A 15,970-nucleotide genomic window follows, 5' to 3' on the forward strand; every position below is an offset into this window, starting at 1 on the left:
AAGAACCATCGAACGCCAGTGGGAGATCAAGACATGAAGGTCGATTTCTATAATCAGTTGAGCCGCCGCGGCCTGTTGAAAGGCGCTGCCGGTGCAGCGGCCATGGCCGCCGTCGGCACCCCGGCGCTGACGCTGAACAGCAAGACGGCATCCGCCGCCGATGATCTGCGCGCCGCCATCCTGCAGATTCCGGGCGTCGGCAAGGGATCGCCCACCGATGCCGACTGGCAGAAGGTTGGCGAAATGTGCCTGGGCGCCACCAAGGCGAGCGTCAAGGAAGGCGAGTTCAAGGGCGTCGAGCTTTCGTTCATGGGCCTCAACAACCAGAACGTCCACAACGTGCTGTTCCGCGGCCTCTCCAAGGCCTGGGCCGATTACACCGGCGCCACCATCAACTGGATCGACCTTGCGCAGGCCGATTACAACGCCCGCCTGCAGCAGGCGATCGCCACCGGCACGGTGGACTTCGACGTGATCGAAATGGGCGCGCCCTTCGAAGGCGACGTGTGCGGCAAGGGCCTTGCCTCCGTGATGCCCGACTGGGTGAAGACGCAGATCGATATCGATGACTATGTGAATTATCTCAAGCCGCCGGTTGGCACCTGGGATGGCAAACAGTATCGCGTCTCGATCGACGGCGACTGCCATAACTTCAACTACCGTTCCGACGTGTTCGGCGACAAGGGCCTGGCCGATGAGTGGAGCAAGGCGGGTGGCGCTGGCGCCTGGGGCGAGCCCAAGACCTGGCAGCAGGTGAACGCCGCGACGAAATTCCTGAAGGGCAAGAAGCTCGACGGGCAGGATCTCTATGGCTATCTCGATCCGTGCAAGGGCTGGGGCGGCTTCGGCTTCTACTTCCTCGAGTCGCGCGCCACGGCCTATGCCAAGCACCCCGACGACAAGGCCTGGCTCTTCGACCCCGAGACGATGAAGCCGCGCGTCAACAATCCGGCCTTCGTGCGCGCCATCCAGGACGTGCTCGACTGCCTGCCGTCTGAACCGGCGGACCAGCTCAATGCCGATCCCGGCACCACGGGCTTCCAGCAGTTCCTCGCCGGCACTGGCACCATGCTCTCGTGGTGGGGCGACATCGGCTCGAACGTCAACACCAATGACAGCTCGGTCATTCAGGGCAAGACGGCGTTCGACATCCTTCCGGGTTCGGATGACGTCTACAACGCCAAGACCGGTGCGTGGGACAAGCTGCCCTCCGGCCCCAACTATTCCCCCAACCTCGCCTATCTGGGCTGGGGCATCTATGTGATGGCCCGCGTTGACGCCGATGCGGCGAAGCAGAAGGCAGCGTGGTCTCTCGCGGCCCATCTCGGCGGCAAGGACATCGCGCTGTGGATGGCGGCCTACCCTTCAGGCTGCCAGTGCTACCGCAACAGCCAGCACAACATCGACGAATGGGTGGGAGCGGGCTACGACAAGGCCTTCATCACCAACTATCTCGACTCGCAGTTCAACTCCTACAACCACCCCAATGCGGCCATCGAACCGCGCATCCCCGGCATCTTCCAGTATTACAGCGAAGCCGAGGACATTCTCTCCAACATCTACGCCGGCAAGATGACGGCGCAGGCGGGCGCGGACGCCATTGCCGCCGCGTGGGAGAAGCGCACCGACCAGCTTGGCCGCGACACCCAGATCAAGCTCTACAAGGCTTCCCTGGGTATGTAAGCAAACGGCAGGCCGGCGGCATGACCGCCGGCCTGTTTCATTTTCTGGAACCGGGACCTGCGGCCACCATGACATCAGCAGCATCCGCCGCACCCGCCCTTGAGACCGCAACCTCCGTGGTGCCGGAACAGCGGCGGCGGCTCGGCAAGCTTATCATTCTTCTCTCCAGCATCCTTCTCGTGGCGCTCGCCGGGGCACAAACGCTTTATGCGGCGGGCCTCACCACATTCGGCTTCGCAAGCTGGATGCCGGTCTTCGCGGGTTACGCGCTCTGGGGCGTGGCGCTGTGCGTCGGCAATATTTTCCGCCTGGGCGAGGCAGGCTGGCGCGCGCTCTTCGTGCTGCCGGCGGTGCTCTTCACGCTGGCGCTGGTGATCTTCCCCACCTTCTTCGGACTCTATATCGCCTTCAGCGACTGGAACCTGCAATCGGCGGGCGGGCGGCAGTTCAACGGCCTCGACAATTTTTATCAGCTGATGGCCGATCCCTATTTCTGGAACGCGCTGGGCAACATGGTGTTCTATGTGGCGACGGTGCTGGTGCAATATGCCATCGCCTTCGGCCTCGCCATGCTGCTGAACGCAGACATCAAGGCACAGAAGTTTTTCCGCGTGGCGTTTCTGCTGCCCTTCATGCTGTCACCCGTGGCGGTGAGCTGGATGATCGGCAAGTCGATGCTGGAATACCGCTTCGGCCCGGTGACCAATCTGCTGCGCTGGTTCGGCTGGGAAAACCCGTCGCTCCTCACCACGCCATGGCTGGCGAAATCGACGATCGCGCTGATGGATGCCTGGGTGTGGATTCCCTTCATGATGATCCTCATTCTCGCAGGGCTTCAGGCGCTGTCGAAAGAGGTGCAGGAGGCGGCGCGCGTCGATGGCGCAACGGGCTGGCAGGGCTTCTGGGAAATCACTTTTCCGCTCATGCTGCCGGTGAGCCTCACCACCATCGTGCTGCGCATCATCTTTCAGTTGAAGCTGGCCGACATCGTGATCAACACCACGGCCGGCGGCCCCGGCGGCGCCACCGACACGATCTCCAGCTATATTTTCCGCGTCTATAAAGACCGCTCCAACGTCGGCTATGGCACGATGATCGCCGAGGTCTATCTGATCGTCATCATCATCTTCGTGGCGCTGCTGCTGAAGTTCACCTCCAAATACATGCAGAAGGCGGTGTGACGATGCCCTACACGCTCAAGCGGTCGTTGATCTATCTGGCGCTGGCGGTGTGGACGGTGATCGCCCTATTCCCGATCTTCTGGACCTTCTCCACCACCTTCAAGGTGGCGAAGGACGTGCAGCTGGGCCACATCATTCCGTGGGTTCAATATACGCCGAGCTGGCTGGGGCTGCGCGCCATCGGCCTGTCGCCCGATACGATCTTCACGCCATCGACGCCGCGCGAGGAATTCATCAAGCGTTTCTGGAATTCGATTCAAGCCTCGTTCGGAGGCTCCGCACTGGCGCTGGTGCTGGGCTCGATGGCGTCTTACGGCTTGAGCCGGTTCCAGTATAAATTCGCGATCTGGCGCAACAAGGACATTTCCTTCTTCTTCCTCTCGCAGCTGATCCTGCCGCCCGTCGTGCTCGCCATGCCCTTCCTCGTTCTCTACAAGGAGCTGGCGCTGCTCGAACTCGATGTTGGGCCTCATCATGGTCTATGCGCTGATGGTGCTGCCCATCGTCATCTGGATCATGAAGGACCAGTTCGACACCATCCCGCAGGAGCTTGAACAGGCGGCATTGGTGGATGGCTGTTCGGCCTGGGGGGCGTTCCTGCGCATCATCCTGCCCATCGCGCTGCCCGGCATGGTGGCGGCCTTCATTCTCTCCGTCATTCTCACATGGAATGAATATTTCTTCGCCGCCCTTCTCACCAGCTCCTACGCCAAGACGCTGCCGGTGATGGTGGCGAGCCAGACGGGCTCGCAAGGGATCAGCTGGTGGTCGATGGCGGCGCTGTCATCCGCCGCCATCCTGCCGCTCATCATCATCGGCATCGCGCTCGAGCGCTACATCGTGAAGGGCCTGACGGCAGGCTCGGGAAAATAAAGGCATTGTATGAAAACGCGCTTTGATTATGCCACCCGCCTCAACGGCTTCAAGGCCAATGCGGCGCAGGTCTGGCCGGGGCGCAACCGCATCACCTCGCTCGACCTGATTGCCCGCGCCGCCACGGTGCCGGGTCTGTCGGCCGTCGATTTCAATTTTCCCGATCATCTGGAAGGCACGAGCGCGCGAGAGATCAGGAAGACGCTGGATGACCTGGGCATCAGCCTCAACGGCTTCGCCATGCGCTATTATTCCGATCCCGGCTTCAAGTCCGGCGCGCTTGCCCACGCCGATCCGGCCTTGCGCGCCAAGGCGCTGGACCTGACGCTGCGCGGGCTGGACAGCCTCGCCGAAGCGGGCGGTGACCTGATGACGCTGTGGCTGGGGCAGGATGGTTTCGACTATCCCTTCCAGGCCGATTACCTCCGCATGTGGGATGATGCGGCGAAGGCGCTTGAGGTCATCACCGCGCATAACCCCAAAATCGATATTGCCATCGAATACAAGCCGAACGAGCCGCGCGCCTTCAGCCTTCTGCCCGATGTGGGCACGACGCTGCTGATGGTGGCGGAGGTGGGGGCTAGGAATATGGGCGTGACGGTCGACTTCGCGCATGTTCTGTATGCGGATGAAATGCCGGCCTATGCGGCGGCGCTGATCCACAGGAAGAGCCGCATCCTCGGCGTTCACCTGAACGACGGCTATGCCAAGCGCGATGACGGGCTGGTGGCGGGCAGCGTGCATGTGCCGCAAACGCTGGAGCTGCTCTACACGCTGGAAAAGCTGGGCTACAGGAACGCCATCTATTTCGACACCTTCCCCGATGCCGTGGGGCTTGATCCGGTGGCGGAATGTTCGGCCAATATTTCCGCTGTTGAAGGCATGGGCCGGGTGCTCGACAAGCTTCGCGGCAATGCGGCGCTCGATGAGGCGATTGCACGCCAGGACGCCGTGGCGAGCCAGCGCATCCTGCAGGCCGCGCTTTACGGCGCAGCATGAACCGCGTCAGCGTCGCGGGATCTCTCCATCTCGATATCATGGTCGATGCGCCGCGCCTGCCGGGCCGCGATGAAACGCTGATGGGGCAGGCCTGGGGCTATAAATGCGGCGGAAAGGGCGGCAACCAGGCGGTGGCGGCGGCGCGCATGGGTGCTGACACGCGCATGGGTGGTGCCGTGGGCGATGATGATTTCGGCAAACGCCTCTTAACCAATCTCATCGAAGCGGGCGTCGATATATCTTGCGTGGCCGGGCTGGCGGGGCAGGGCAGCGGCATGAGCGTGGCGATCAGCGAAGCGGGCGGGGAATATGGCGCCGTGGTCGTGTCGGGTGCCAATCTCAAGGCCGATCCCAAGGGCTGGGATGCGCTGTGGGACTGCGACGTTCTGCTGCTGCAGAATGAGATTCCTGAAACCGCCAATCTCGCCGCTGCACGCGCGGCAAAGGCGAAAGGCGCGCGCGTGGTGCTGAATGCCGCGCCTGCCCGATCGATGACGGAAGGCCTCGCGGCGCTGGTGGATGTGCTGGTTGTCAACCGTGTGGAGGCGGCGATGCTGGCGGGGCTTCCCGTCACCAATGGCGCTGAGGCATCAGACGCTGCACGCGTGCTTGCCGGGACGCATCACGCCGTTATCGTCACGCTTGGCGCGGAGGGGCTGGTGCTGATGGAGCAGGGGGCGAAGCCGCTCCCGCTTCCGGCTGTGAAAGTGAAAGCCATTTCATCGCATGGCGCAGGCGATTGCTTTTGCGGCGCGCTGGCGGCTGAACTCGCAGCGGGCAGGAGCATCCGCGAGGCCGCCGATTTCGCCCGCGCTGCGGCGGCGCTGTTCGTTTCAACAGAACCGGCGCAGCAGGTGATGCTGCGCCGGGATGATGTCATGAAGTTTCTTTAGCCCGTCAGGGGCAGGGCTTGCCCGGCATGGGCACGCACCCCCCACCCGGAGGCGGCAATCCACCGCCCGGCGGTGGCTTCCAGCCCGGAGGCTTTCCACCCGGAGGCTTGCCTCCACCAGGCATGCCAGGCCCACCACCCGGCGGGAATTGCCCGCCCGGCGGTTTCGGTGGCTTCCAGCCTGGAGGCTTGGGCGGCTTGCCCGGCCCGCCCCAACCCGGAGGAGGCTTGCCTGGCCCGCCCCAGCCTGGAGGCGGCTTTCCCGGACCCCAATGCGGCGGCGGCTTGCCCGGCTTCCAACCCGGATAGCCCGGCCCCCACCACGCGGGCGGCGGATAGGGCTGGTAATAGATCGGCGGCTCGACGATGACCGGCGGCGGGCTGTAGTAGCGCTCCTGTGAAATATAATTGCTGCTGGCCCATCCACGCAGGCCGTCCACCGCGACATCGCACCAGCTCGGCTGGCATCCTAGCACTTCGATGCGCGCGCCTCCCGGCAAAACACCGATGACCGGATAGCCTGTGCCGGGGCCTGCCCGCACATTGAGATCGGATGTCACGTAGCCCGAATAGGCCTGCGCCGCGGTGGCAAAGCCCGCCAGCATGACGGCCGTGGCGCCGATAATGGAGAGACGTCTGAAACGCATGTTCACCTCACGTTGTGGAAACGCCTGACGTGTCCGGGCGTTCCCTTCTTCTCTTATAAAGACAGAAATGCGCCGGATTTCCGGCGGAGCGTCAGACAGGTTTGTCCAGCCCTTCACGCAGTTCCGAAAGGGCCTGCCGCAGCCCGTGGATCTGGTCGAGAAGATGAAGGATCACGTCGATTCCGGCATCATTTGCGCCGAAATCGTCCTTCATCTGCCGGATGAAGGCGGCGCGCGCCACATCCACCTCGGAAAACTCCAGCCCCTGCGCTGTTTCATGCGGAACCAGCCAGTGCTGCTCGATCCAGAGGTCGAGTGTTTGAATCTGGATTCCCGATGTGGTGAGAAACCGCTGCTTGTCCATGGCCATCTCAGCTCTCCCGCGGATTGAAGGTCTTGCCGTTGGCCCAGCCCGAGACGAAGGCCGTGAGATCGGGATCGGCGGTTCTGGGCAAAACGATCTTGAGCGTGATGAGCTGATCGCCATGCCCGCCCTCGCGGCGGGGTGCTCCCTTGCCCTTGAGCCGGAGCGTGGTGCCGGTGTTGGACCCCGGCGGCACCGTCATCGTGACAGCGCCAGTGGGCGTGGGCACGCGGATTTTGCCGCCCAGCACCGCCTCGGTCAGCGACACCGGAATCTCGATTGAAATATTGTCTCCCTCGCGCGTGAAGCGCGGATCGGGCAGCACTTCGATCTCGATCAGCGCATCGCCGGCAGCGCCTGTGCCATGGCCAGGCGCACCCTTGCCCTTGAGGCGCAGCACCTGCCCATCGGTGAGGCCGGGCGGGATTTTGACGTCGAGCGTGCCGCCCTCCGGCAATGTGAGGCGCTTATTTGCACCGGCGATGGCTTCAGCGAGGCTGATCGACAAGCGGTAATGCAGATCGCTGCCGGGCCGGTTGGCGCGCGCCTGCTGGGCGCGGCGCAAAAGATCGGCGAAGGCATCATCGCCATCCATGAAGTCCGAATAGCCCGACGCATTGGAGTAAGGCTGTTCGGACCCCGCCGAGGCATAGTCACGGTAATAGTGTTGCTGCGGCCGTTCATTGCCCGCCGCGTCGATTTCACCGGCATCGAAGCGCTTGCGCTTGTCTGCATCGCTGAGGAGATCATAGGCGGCGGACACGTCCTTGAATTTTTCCTCTGCCGCCTTGTCACCGGGGTTGAGATCGGGATGCAGCTTTTTCGCGAGTTTGCGGTACGCGCTCTGAATTTCGGGTGCGGTGGCCGATGCGGCCACCCCGAGCACCTCATAAGGACTTTTCGCCATTGTTCCCTGCATCAATTCTGTTCACGCCGGCCTGAGAAGTAGCCCCCGCCGCAGAAAAAAACAAACGCTGCCGGGTGCAATTTGGGGCGCTCTGAGGATGCGTCAATGATGTTTGTGATGCGTAGGGCGGCGGTCGTTGCCGTTGGTGGCGCCCAGAACTTCGGTTGCCCGTTCAAACGGCGTCAAGGGAAACGGACGCATCTCAGGCGTCAGCGGCAGCCATACTGCCTTTTGATCTTCCATGACGGATTGCCGGCTGCCGAAACTGCGGCTGGGCTCCGCTTGTGCGGGCAATGCCAAGACGGCGCCTGAAATCGCGAGGGACAGAAGCAGTGTTCTCATGGCAGTAGCTCCGTATTCAGATCCATGCGGCGCGTAAACGATGCCGCGCCAGACGGGATAAAATTGGATACGGGTATAGTATGATAACTGCCAGGCGAAATTTCAAACCAGGAATCTGTGGCGTTAACTCCCGGGATGATCCTCCGGCCAAGCGCGGCCTGTCTGCCTGCAGTGGCAATATTCAATTCTTCCGAACGTCACGGCTTGTAACTGGCCTCGATTCGAAATCGGCCGGAAATACTCTGTTGCGGATGCAATTCACTCACGCCGTGCCCCGCCACGCCTTGAGCAAGCCGGTTGAACCCATCATTCGCATTGCTGACCGGCTCGATGCAGATATAGGGATAATCCCACGCATCATAGATCTGGAGTTTGGGAAAACCCGCATCGGCTTTCATGGTGATCGTCAATCCGCCCGGGTGCTGGAGCGTCATCACGCCATCCCACCCGTCAAACAGCCTGTCAAAAACCAGGCCGGAAATATCCGCAGCCTCTGAAAAGTCGAGGCCGTCCTCATGCGGCATCATGCCCTTGAGCAGATTCTCCGGCGCATCCGGCGGCCAGACCGCGCTGCTGTCGAACCTGAGCGTACTGCCTCTGTGTTTTTCAAAATAAGGATGAAATCCGATGCCCGCCGGCATGATGCGGTGATCCATGTTGGTCACCGAAAGATCTACCGTTAATCCATCATCAGACAGGGAATAGAGAAGGCGGGCCTCGTAGCGGAACGGGAATGATCCTTCTTCAACGTGGTGTGTGAAGGCCAGGGCGCAGGATTGCGCTGAGCGTTCCACCACTTGCCATGGCCTGATCCAGCCTTCGCCATGCGTGGCCGTTGGCTCCTCCCGCACATTTCGGCTCAACGCGTGGAAGCTTTTCCGGTGATGGAAGCCGTCACCGAAGATCGGCCCCGAATAGGGGACCAGTGGGAAGCCTCCAAAGCCATAAACGAGACCCTTGTCCAAGCCTTCGGCGCTCGCAGGCCTTAGGACGTTGTGGCCCCGGAATGTCAGGCTGACGATTCTTGCCCCGCAATCGGGTGCGAAGACCAGCGACCAATCGCCTGCTGCGAGGGTCACGAGATCGCCGGCCTCTGACGGCAGGAGTTTGAAAAGATCGAGCCTGCTTGTCATGCGAAGTCCTGCCGGTTGTGAGACGGAGCCGATTAAGCTGAAAGTGGTCCAAGGGGTCAACGCTTAAAAACCTATTGACATCTTACCCTCATGCTGTGAGATTTTCCCGCGGCGGCAATTGAAACGAAGGTTGGGGCGTGGGGACGTGACCTTCTCTGAATTAACATCGTTTGCGATCCTTCCGGTTTCTCCGGCTGCGGCGGGCGTGAGATGAGCGCCGCAGGAACGCCGGCACCCGCCCAAGCGCCCGATGGAGGCGTGCCCCGGCTGGCCATCCGCAATGTCGTGAAAACCTTTCCCGGCGTTCGCGCCGTCGACGGCGTGTCACTGGACGTGAAGCGCGGCGAAATACACGCACTGATCGGAGAAAACGGCGCCGGAAAATCAACGCTGATGCACATGGTTGCGGGCGTCTACAAACCGGATTCCGGCAGCATCGAAATAGACGGGGTATCGACAGCCAATCTGGATGAGCGGGGCGCCGCCGACGCCGGCATTGCCATGGTGTTTCAGGAGCGGAGCCTGGTTGGCGCTCTGAGTGTCGCGGAAAATATCTATGCCGGCCGGCAGCCCTCGGGCCGGTTCGGGCTGATCGACCGGGATGCGATGTACAAGGGTGCGGCGCGCATCCTTGCGGAACTCGATGTCGATATCGATCCACGCGTGGCCGTCGATACGCTCTCACCGGGCCAGCAGCAAATGGTCGAGATCGCCAAGGGCCTCTCACATGAATTGAAGGTGATCATCCTTGATGAGCCCACGTCGTCGCTCACCATCAAGGAGGGGCGGAAGCTGTTCGATGTGATCCGGCGCCTGGCGTCCCATGGCGCGGCGGTGGTCTATGTCTCGCATCGCATGGCCGAGATTTTCGAGATTTCCGACCGCGTGACGGTGCTGAAAGATGGCCGTGTCACGGGTGTCAGGGACACGAAGTCGGTCACCCACGGCGAATTGATTGCGCTCATGGTGGGCCGCGAGCTTTCATTCGAACCCGACCTCCGCCGGGTCGCCGCCGACACCCCCGTGGCGCTGGAAGTGCAGGATCTCGTGGCCGACCCGGTTGGCCCGCTCTCTTTCAAGCTCCGCTATGGCGAAATCCTGTGCCTCGCAGGTTTGCTGGGCGCCGGGCGGACGGAGGTTTGCGAGGCCATCTTCGGCGCACGGCGAATCCAGTCCGGCAAGGTCTTTGTGGACGGCAAGCCGGTCAGCCTCGCGAACACGATGGATGCCATGCGGGCCGGAATCTGCATGCTGCCGGAAGACCGCAAGGAACTGGGGCTCTTTCTCGATTTCAGCATTGCCGCGAATATCGGTGCGGCCAATCTTGATGCCTATACGCATTCCGGCCTGCTTTCCGACGCGGAGATCCGGAAAGTCAGCGAACGGCACGTCAAGGATCTGCGCATCGCCACGCCCAATATTGATCGCCAGGTGCGCAATCTCTCCGGCGGCAACCAGCAGAAGGTGATGCTGGCGAAATGGCTGGCGCGGAAACCCCGCATCCTGATCGTCGATGAGCCGACGCGCGGCGTCGACGTGGGTTCCAAGGCCGACATCTATCGCATTCTGCGCGAATTGGCCTCCCAGGGCATGGCGCTTCTGGTGGTGTCGTCCGATCTGCCGGAAGTGCTGGCGCTGGCGCACCGGATCGTCGTGATGGCCGAGCGGCAAGTCGCAGGCGAAATGGATGCCGCGGGCGCCACGGAAATCTCCGTTCTTGAACTTGCCGCTCCCGCGGCAGCAACCCCTTCTCCCATCGGTGCAGCATGAGCAGTGACGCAACATCGGCCAACGGAACACTGAAGGCAAAGCCCGAGAGCGGCGGTTCGGGCGGGAGGTCCTTCTGGCTTCGCATGGCGATGGACCGTCAGCAGTTGCTGATCTTCCTCATCCTGGCGCTCGTCGTCATCATGACGATCCTTGAGCCTACCACCTTCCCGAGGCCGGCCAACGCGGCCGTGGTTCTGCTCGACACCGCGCAAACCGCGATTCTTGCCTGCGGCATGATGGTGCTGATGATCTCGGGCATGTTCGATCTGTCGATCGGCGGCATTCTGGCGTTTTCCGGCATCATGGCCGGTCTTTCCGTGAAGATGCTGGGCTTCCCGCCCATCCCTGCCTTTCTCGTCGGTTGCGTCTGGGGTGCGCTTCTCGGCGTCATCAACGGCGTGCTGGTCACCCGCTTCAAGATCAATGCGCTGATCGCCACGCTGGCGACAGTCTCGATCTATCGTGGCGGCCTGCAACTCGTGTCGGGCGCCGGTGTCACCAACATCGGCAATGGCTTCACGGTTTTCGGCCAGACGCAGATTCTCGGCATCTATTCGCCCTTCTGGTTCATGGCGGTGATCGTTCTGATCTTCGGCTTCCTCGTGGGGCGGACAAGGTTCTTCCGCCAGGCCTATTACATCGGCGGCAATGCGCGCGCGGCGAAGCTTTCCGGCATCAATGTCGACCGCACGATTTTCATTTTCTTTGTCATCATGGGCTTTTTGTCCGGCCTCGCCGGTGCGCTTCTGGCGTCAAGGCTCAACACCGCCGTGGTGCTGGCCGGGCAGGGCGTGGAGCTCAAGGTCATCACCGCCGTGGTGCTGGGCGGCGCCAGCCTTTCCGGCGGTGTCGGAACCATCTTTGGCGCCTTCCTTGGCGTGCTGTTCATGGCCTTGTTGCAGAACGCCATGATCATCGCCGGCATAAATCCGTTCTGGCAGCTCATCGTCGTGGGCTTTGTTCTGTTGATCAGCGTGGGGCTTGACCAGTTTGCCCGCACCAAAACGCGGGTTTGATAAAAGCAGGGAGAAAGGAAACGTCATGACATCGCCAATGTGGAAAGTGCTTACAGCCGCCGCGGCCCTTTTCTGCGCAGGACCGGCCTTCGCGGGTGCGCCGACGGGATTGGACAAGCCGATCGGCGACGCAAGCCGGTCCGACCAGGAATATGTCTGGATCAGCAATGCGTCGAACCTGCCGCTCTTCGTCGAGCGCGTGTATCCGGGCCTCGAAGCGGCGCGCAAGGCCCTGAACGTGAAGGTGAGGATCGCTGGTCCCACGTCTGTGGATCTGGCCGCATTCATCGCCACGGTGGACGCCGAGTGCACGCAGAATCCCGCTGGCGTCATCGTGGTCGGCGGCTGGGACGATGCGCTGGCTTCGGAAGTGGACAAGTGTATCGACAACAAGGTGCCGACCATCGTGACCGACGGTGATCTGCCAATGTCGAAGCGCCTCACCTATCTTGGCACCAACTGGTACAATCTCGGCTACAAGCACGGCGAATATCAGTGCCAGTATCATAAAGAGGCTGGCCTGACGAAAGGCGAGATCGGCACCATCTCCTTCCTCGCCGCCAGCAATTTCATCCAGGCGCGCCAGGGATTGCGTGACGCACTGGCAAAGAATTGCCCGGATGTGAAAGTGGTCGCCGATGAAGAGTCAGGCACCAATGTCGAGCAGGTGGCGGCCAATACTGCCGCCATCGTTCAGGGGCACCCCGATCTCACAGGCATGGTTGGCTTTGACTCCGAAGCAGGCCCCGGCATCGTGCGCGCCATCACCGAAGCCGGCAAGCAGGGCAAGATCATTATTACGTCCAATGAAGCGGGCCGTGACTTCCTGAACTCCATCAAGGATGGCACGGTGAAGATGATCAATATGGAAAAATACGAGACCATGGATTTCTTCGGCGTCATGTATCTCTATGTGTTCCATAACGACATCATCCGTAATCTCGGCATGGATCACTGGGTTCAGAATCCGCTGCCGGCCATCGGCGATTCCGGCCTGATCTTCATCACCAAGGACAATGTCGATCTTATTCTTGAAGCCACCAAGGGCGCTGAATAGGAAAGCTGTACGGTTCTTGTCCGGCCCGGATAACCAACCTCCGGGCCGGTCTTCATCAGGAAAGCCCCATGACCAGAACACTGACGCCTCCCGCCGCGGTTTCCTTTGCTGACTTCGAACGCATGTTCGAAGAGGTGAAGAACTGGGGCCGCTGGGGATGGGATGACGATCTGGGGACGATGAACTATGTGACCCCGGCCAAGATTGCTGAGGCCGCGAGCCTGGTACGGTCCGGCCGCACCGTGTCGATGGCCATTCCCATCAACAAGGTGGCGGGGCCGGACAATCCCAATCCCGCCGTGCACCTGATGTCGCTGATGCATGATTTGCCGGTGAGCGAAAGCGGCCTTTCTTTCGGCATGTGCTATCTCGCCATGGCCAGCCATGGCGACTGCCACACCCATGTGGATGCGCTCAATCACGTGGGCTTCAAGGGCCAGCTCTATAATGGCAAGCCTGTTTCGCTCCTCACCTCAAGAGGCTCCGAGTGGGGCAGCATCGCCGCCTATCACAAGGGCATTGTGGGGCGCGGCGTGATGCTCGATGCGGCGCGCTATCGCGGCGTTCCATGGCTGGAGCCCGGCGAAGCCGTGACGCGCAAGGAACTGGAAGCGATCGAAAAGGCGCAAGGCGTCCGCCTCGGCGAGGGCGATCTTCTGGTGTTCCGCACCGGCCATCATGCCCGCCGCCTCGCGCTTGGCGCATGGAGCAATGAATATCCCCCGGCGGGCGAAGGCAAGGCAGGATTGCACATCGACACCGTGCCCTGGATGCACGAGCGCCGCATCGCCGGTTTTCTTCCCGATGGCGATGGCGAAACCGTGCCAAGCAATGTCGACCGTGTGCCCTATCCAATCCACGTCCTGCAATTAACCGCGATGGGAATGCTGATTTCCGACAGCCTGCAGCTCGAGGAGCTCGCCGCGGCGTGCGAGGAAGAGCAGCGCTGGGAATTCATGGTGGTCGGCCTGCCGCTGCGCCTGCCGGGCGCCACGGGATCGCCGTGGAATCCCATTGCAATGTTCTGACAACGGCCAGGAGAAGAATATGAAGGCGCGGTTTACGGGAAAAGTGGCGCTGGTGACGGGGGCCACCACGGGCATTGGCCAGGCAACGGCAGTGCGCCTCGCGTCGGAAGGCGCTCTTGTGGCGGTGAACCGCAAACCTGATACCAGCGCGGACGAGACATTGCGGATGATCAAGGATGCGGGTGGAGAAGCCTTTGCCATTGCCGCCGACATGCGCGATCCCTTGGCCGTAAAGGCGATGGTGGCCGAGGTTGCCAAGCGCGCCGGGCGGCTGGACTGCATCGTGTCAAACGCCGCCATCAATCCATTCATGACCTGGGATGAAACATCGATTGATGATTTCGATAATCTCTTTGAAACCAATGTCAGGGGCGCTTGGGTGGTGTGCACCGAAGGCGCGCGGCAGATGATGGCGGAAGGCCATGGTGGCGCCATCGTCATGATCAGTTCGATCTCCGCGCATGTGGGCGCGCCCACGCAAGTCGCCTATTGCGGCACCAAGGGCGCCATCAGCATGCTGGGCAAGGCACTGGGATCGGTGCTGGGAAAGCATGGCATCCGCGTGAATGTGATCGAACCCGGCGCTGTCAGGACCAACATGAGCGCCAGCATGTTCGAGCAGCCTGATGTTATGAAATATTATCTTGAGCGCATTGCGCTGGGGCGCGTCGGCGAACCATCGGAGCTCGCGGCGGCGATTGCCTTCCTGTTGTCCGACGACGCGAGCTATGTGACATCCGCCACTCTGCTGGTGGATGCGGGCTTCATCGTCAACGCCGAACTGTAGCGCTGCTATGGCGGCAATTTCCCCATCGCTTCATTGGCAAGCGATGGGTCCGGCGTCTGGACAAAGAACAGCGTATTGCCCCGCGCGATGACGTAGAGGGGGCCGCGCGTAAGTTGGCCCGGATCGCCGATCCGCGTCACGGATTTTCCGGCCATCTTTTCCTGTGCGTTGGCGAGCGGCGTGGTGCTTGACGCTTGCAACACCTGACGGAAGCCTTTCAGAAGGGCTGCCTCATCCGTTCCGTTGACGCGCCACGCGCCCACTTCCGCTTTGAGCTCGCCTTGTGAATAGGCGCTTGCCACGGTGAAATCGGCGCGCGTTTTTCCAAGTGCTGTGAGAAACGCATCGAACGCCGTGCTCCCGGTCGATAAATCCTTGCCGGACTGGCTCTCCGTCTTGAGCAGCGCGCCGCCGAGCGTGTGCGGAAGAAGCGCTTCAAGCTGCGGATCGGCATGCCGCTCCTGGGCTGAAACAGCCACGGGAAACAGGATAAGCAGGCAGAACGCGGTTAACACGGCTCGCAGGTGCGCAAAAGCCTTGTCAGGTGATATCAAGAGCCTGTCCTCCATCGAGCGGAATGCAGGCGCCCGTCATCCAGGCGGAGTCGGAAGACACCATCAGTTCGATCCATCGGGCGATTTCATCGGGTCGTGCAATCCGTTGCAGCGGCACCTGTTCCGCCAGCCATTTATAGGCGGCTTCGAGATCGCTTGCCCATGTTTGATGGATCGGCGTGTCCACCGGGCCGAGCGCCAGCGCATTCACCCTGATCTTCGCGGACGCCAGTTCCCCAGCCAGCGACCGGGTGAGGTATTCGAGGGCGGCCTTGGTCATCCCGTAGAGCGATTGCCCCGGCCTCAGGATGGTGCCCGATGAGGAAGAGATATTCACGATGGCTCCGCCGCTTTTGCGCATGTGCGGCACAGCGGCCTGCGTGAGCAGGAAAGGCGCCCGGATGTTCACGGCCCAATGAAGGTCGATCACGTCGAGAGAATAGTCTTCGATTGGCATGACCTTGATGGTTGCCGCATTGTTGACCAGCGCATCAAGGCTTCCAAATGTGGAGAGGGTTGCCTCGACAATGCGTTTGGGCGCGCCGGGATCTGCGAGGTCTTCGGCCAGCACCAGCGGCTTGCCTGCCTTGGAACTGATCTCCTTTGCCACGGCTTCGAGAAGGTCACGCCTGCGCCCCACCAGCACCACGTTCCAGCCGCTTGTCCCCAGAAGCCGTGCGGCTGCGGCGCCAATGCCGGTGCCTGCGCCCGTAATGATCACCGTTTTCATGTCTTAG

Annotated in this window: 16 protein-coding genes and 1 pseudogene; 10 read left to right on the forward strand and 7 right to left on the reverse strand. The window is 61.6% G+C overall.

The window, feature by feature from the left end; all coding sequences use genetic code 11:
• The first annotated feature begins 33 nt into the window (after nucleotides 1-33).
• The 5 genes and pseudogenes from QM694_RS17055 to QM694_RS17075 all read left to right on the forward strand — a co-directional run bounded on the left by QM694_RS17055 (nucleotide 34) and on the right by QM694_RS17075 (nucleotide 5,629).
• A complete protein-coding gene (locus QM694_RS17055; RefSeq protein ID WP_415008111.1) occupies nucleotides 34-1,683 on the forward strand; it encodes a twin-arginine translocation signal domain-containing protein in 1,650 nt (549 codons plus the stop codon).
• Nucleotides 1,684-1,751: 68 nt separating this feature from the next.
• Nucleotides 1,752-2,864: a carbohydrate ABC transporter permease gene (locus tag QM694_RS17060; protein ID WP_415008112.1), complete on the forward strand. Its 1,113-nt coding sequence runs from the start codon at nucleotides 1,752-1,754 to the stop codon at nucleotides 2,862-2,864.
• A gap of 2 nt (nucleotides 2,865-2,866) precedes the next feature.
• A pseudogene (locus QM694_RS17065) lies at nucleotides 2,867-3,737 on the forward strand (carbohydrate ABC transporter permease).
• Between the two features lie 9 nt (nucleotides 3,738-3,746).
• On the forward strand, nucleotides 3,747-4,736 hold the full coding sequence (locus QM694_RS17070; RefSeq protein WP_415008113.1) for a sugar phosphate isomerase/epimerase family protein: 990 nt from the start codon (nucleotides 3,747-3,749) through the stop codon (nucleotides 4,734-4,736).
• Nucleotides 4,733-5,629, forward strand: a complete 897-nt coding sequence (locus QM694_RS17075) for a PfkB family carbohydrate kinase (RefSeq protein ID WP_415008114.1) — start codon at nucleotides 4,733-4,735, stop codon at nucleotides 5,627-5,629. The genes QM694_RS17070 and QM694_RS17075 overlap by 4 nt, the downstream gene beginning before the upstream one ends.
• 4 nt (nucleotides 5,630-5,633) lie before the next feature.
• Here QM694_RS17075 and QM694_RS17080 read toward each other — a convergent pair whose 3' ends face one another.
• The 5 genes from QM694_RS17080 to QM694_RS17100 form a co-directional block, all read right to left on the reverse strand.
• Nucleotides 5,634-6,275, reverse strand: a complete 642-nt coding sequence (locus QM694_RS17080; RefSeq protein WP_415008115.1) for an SH3 domain-containing protein — start codon at nucleotides 6,273-6,275, stop codon at nucleotides 5,634-5,636.
• A gap of 91 nt (nucleotides 6,276-6,366) precedes the next feature.
• Nucleotides 6,367-6,645: a chaperone modulator CbpM gene (locus QM694_RS17085; RefSeq protein WP_415008116.1), complete on the reverse strand. Its 279-nt coding sequence runs from the start codon at nucleotides 6,643-6,645 to the stop codon at nucleotides 6,367-6,369.
• A gap of 1 nt (nucleotide 6,646) precedes the next feature.
• Complete coding sequence (locus tag QM694_RS17090) at nucleotides 6,647-7,546, reverse strand: DnaJ C-terminal domain-containing protein (protein WP_415008117.1); 900 nt, start codon at nucleotides 7,544-7,546, stop codon at nucleotides 6,647-6,649.
• Nucleotides 7,547-7,648: 102 nt separating this feature from the next.
• Complete coding sequence (locus tag QM694_RS17095; RefSeq protein ID WP_415008118.1) at nucleotides 7,649-7,888, reverse strand: hypothetical protein; 240 nt, start codon at nucleotides 7,886-7,888, stop codon at nucleotides 7,649-7,651.
• A 197-nt stretch (nucleotides 7,889-8,085) separates the two neighbouring features.
• The gene (locus QM694_RS17100; protein WP_415008119.1) at nucleotides 8,086-9,021 is read right to left on the reverse strand and encodes an aldose 1-epimerase; all 936 of its coding nucleotides are present in this window, start codon (nucleotides 9,019-9,021) and stop codon (nucleotides 8,086-8,088) included.
• Nucleotides 9,022-9,231: 210 nt separating this feature from the next.
• On the opposite strand from QM694_RS17100, the gene QM694_RS17105 reads away from it, so the two are divergent.
• The 5 genes from QM694_RS17105 (at nucleotide 9,232) to QM694_RS17125 (ending at nucleotide 14,679) form a co-directional block, all read left to right on the forward strand.
• Nucleotides 9,232-10,791: a sugar ABC transporter ATP-binding protein gene (locus QM694_RS17105; RefSeq protein WP_415008120.1), complete on the forward strand. Its 1,560-nt coding sequence runs from the start codon at nucleotides 9,232-9,234 to the stop codon at nucleotides 10,789-10,791.
• Complete coding sequence (locus tag QM694_RS17110) at nucleotides 10,788-11,807, forward strand: ABC transporter permease (protein ID WP_415008121.1); 1,020 nt, start codon at nucleotides 10,788-10,790, stop codon at nucleotides 11,805-11,807. Before QM694_RS17105 ends, QM694_RS17110 begins: the two co-directional genes overlap by 4 nt.
• 25 nt (nucleotides 11,808-11,832) lie before the next feature.
• The gene (locus QM694_RS17115; protein WP_415008122.1) at nucleotides 11,833-12,864 is read left to right on the forward strand and encodes a substrate-binding domain-containing protein; all 1,032 of its coding nucleotides are present in this window, start codon (nucleotides 11,833-11,835) and stop codon (nucleotides 12,862-12,864) included.
• Nucleotides 12,865-12,932: 68 nt separating this feature from the next.
• The gene (locus QM694_RS17120; RefSeq protein WP_415008123.1) at nucleotides 12,933-13,892 is read left to right on the forward strand and encodes a cyclase family protein; all 960 of its coding nucleotides are present in this window, start codon (nucleotides 12,933-12,935) and stop codon (nucleotides 13,890-13,892) included.
• Nucleotides 13,893-13,911: 19 nt separating this feature from the next.
• On the forward strand, nucleotides 13,912-14,679 hold the full coding sequence (locus QM694_RS17125) for an SDR family NAD(P)-dependent oxidoreductase (protein WP_415008124.1): 768 nt from the start codon (nucleotides 13,912-13,914) through the stop codon (nucleotides 14,677-14,679).
• Nucleotides 14,680-14,684: 5 nt separating this feature from the next.
• Here the strand turns inward: QM694_RS17125 and QM694_RS17130 are convergent, their stop codons facing one another.
• Nucleotides 14,685-15,158 (reverse strand): hypothetical protein, encoded by a 474-nt coding sequence (locus QM694_RS17130; RefSeq protein WP_415008125.1) that lies wholly within the window; start codon nucleotides 15,156-15,158, stop codon nucleotides 14,685-14,687.
• Between the two features lie 61 nt (nucleotides 15,159-15,219).
• Nucleotides 15,220-15,963, reverse strand: a complete 744-nt coding sequence (locus QM694_RS17135; RefSeq protein WP_415008126.1) for an SDR family NAD(P)-dependent oxidoreductase — start codon at nucleotides 15,961-15,963, stop codon at nucleotides 15,220-15,222.
• Nucleotides 15,964-15,970: the final 7 nt, after the last annotated feature.

The sequence above is a fragment of the Aestuariivirga sp. genome (assembly GCF_047602625.1).
Classification (GTDB): Bacteria; Pseudomonadota; Alphaproteobacteria; order Rhizobiales; family Aestuariivirgaceae; genus Aestuariivirga.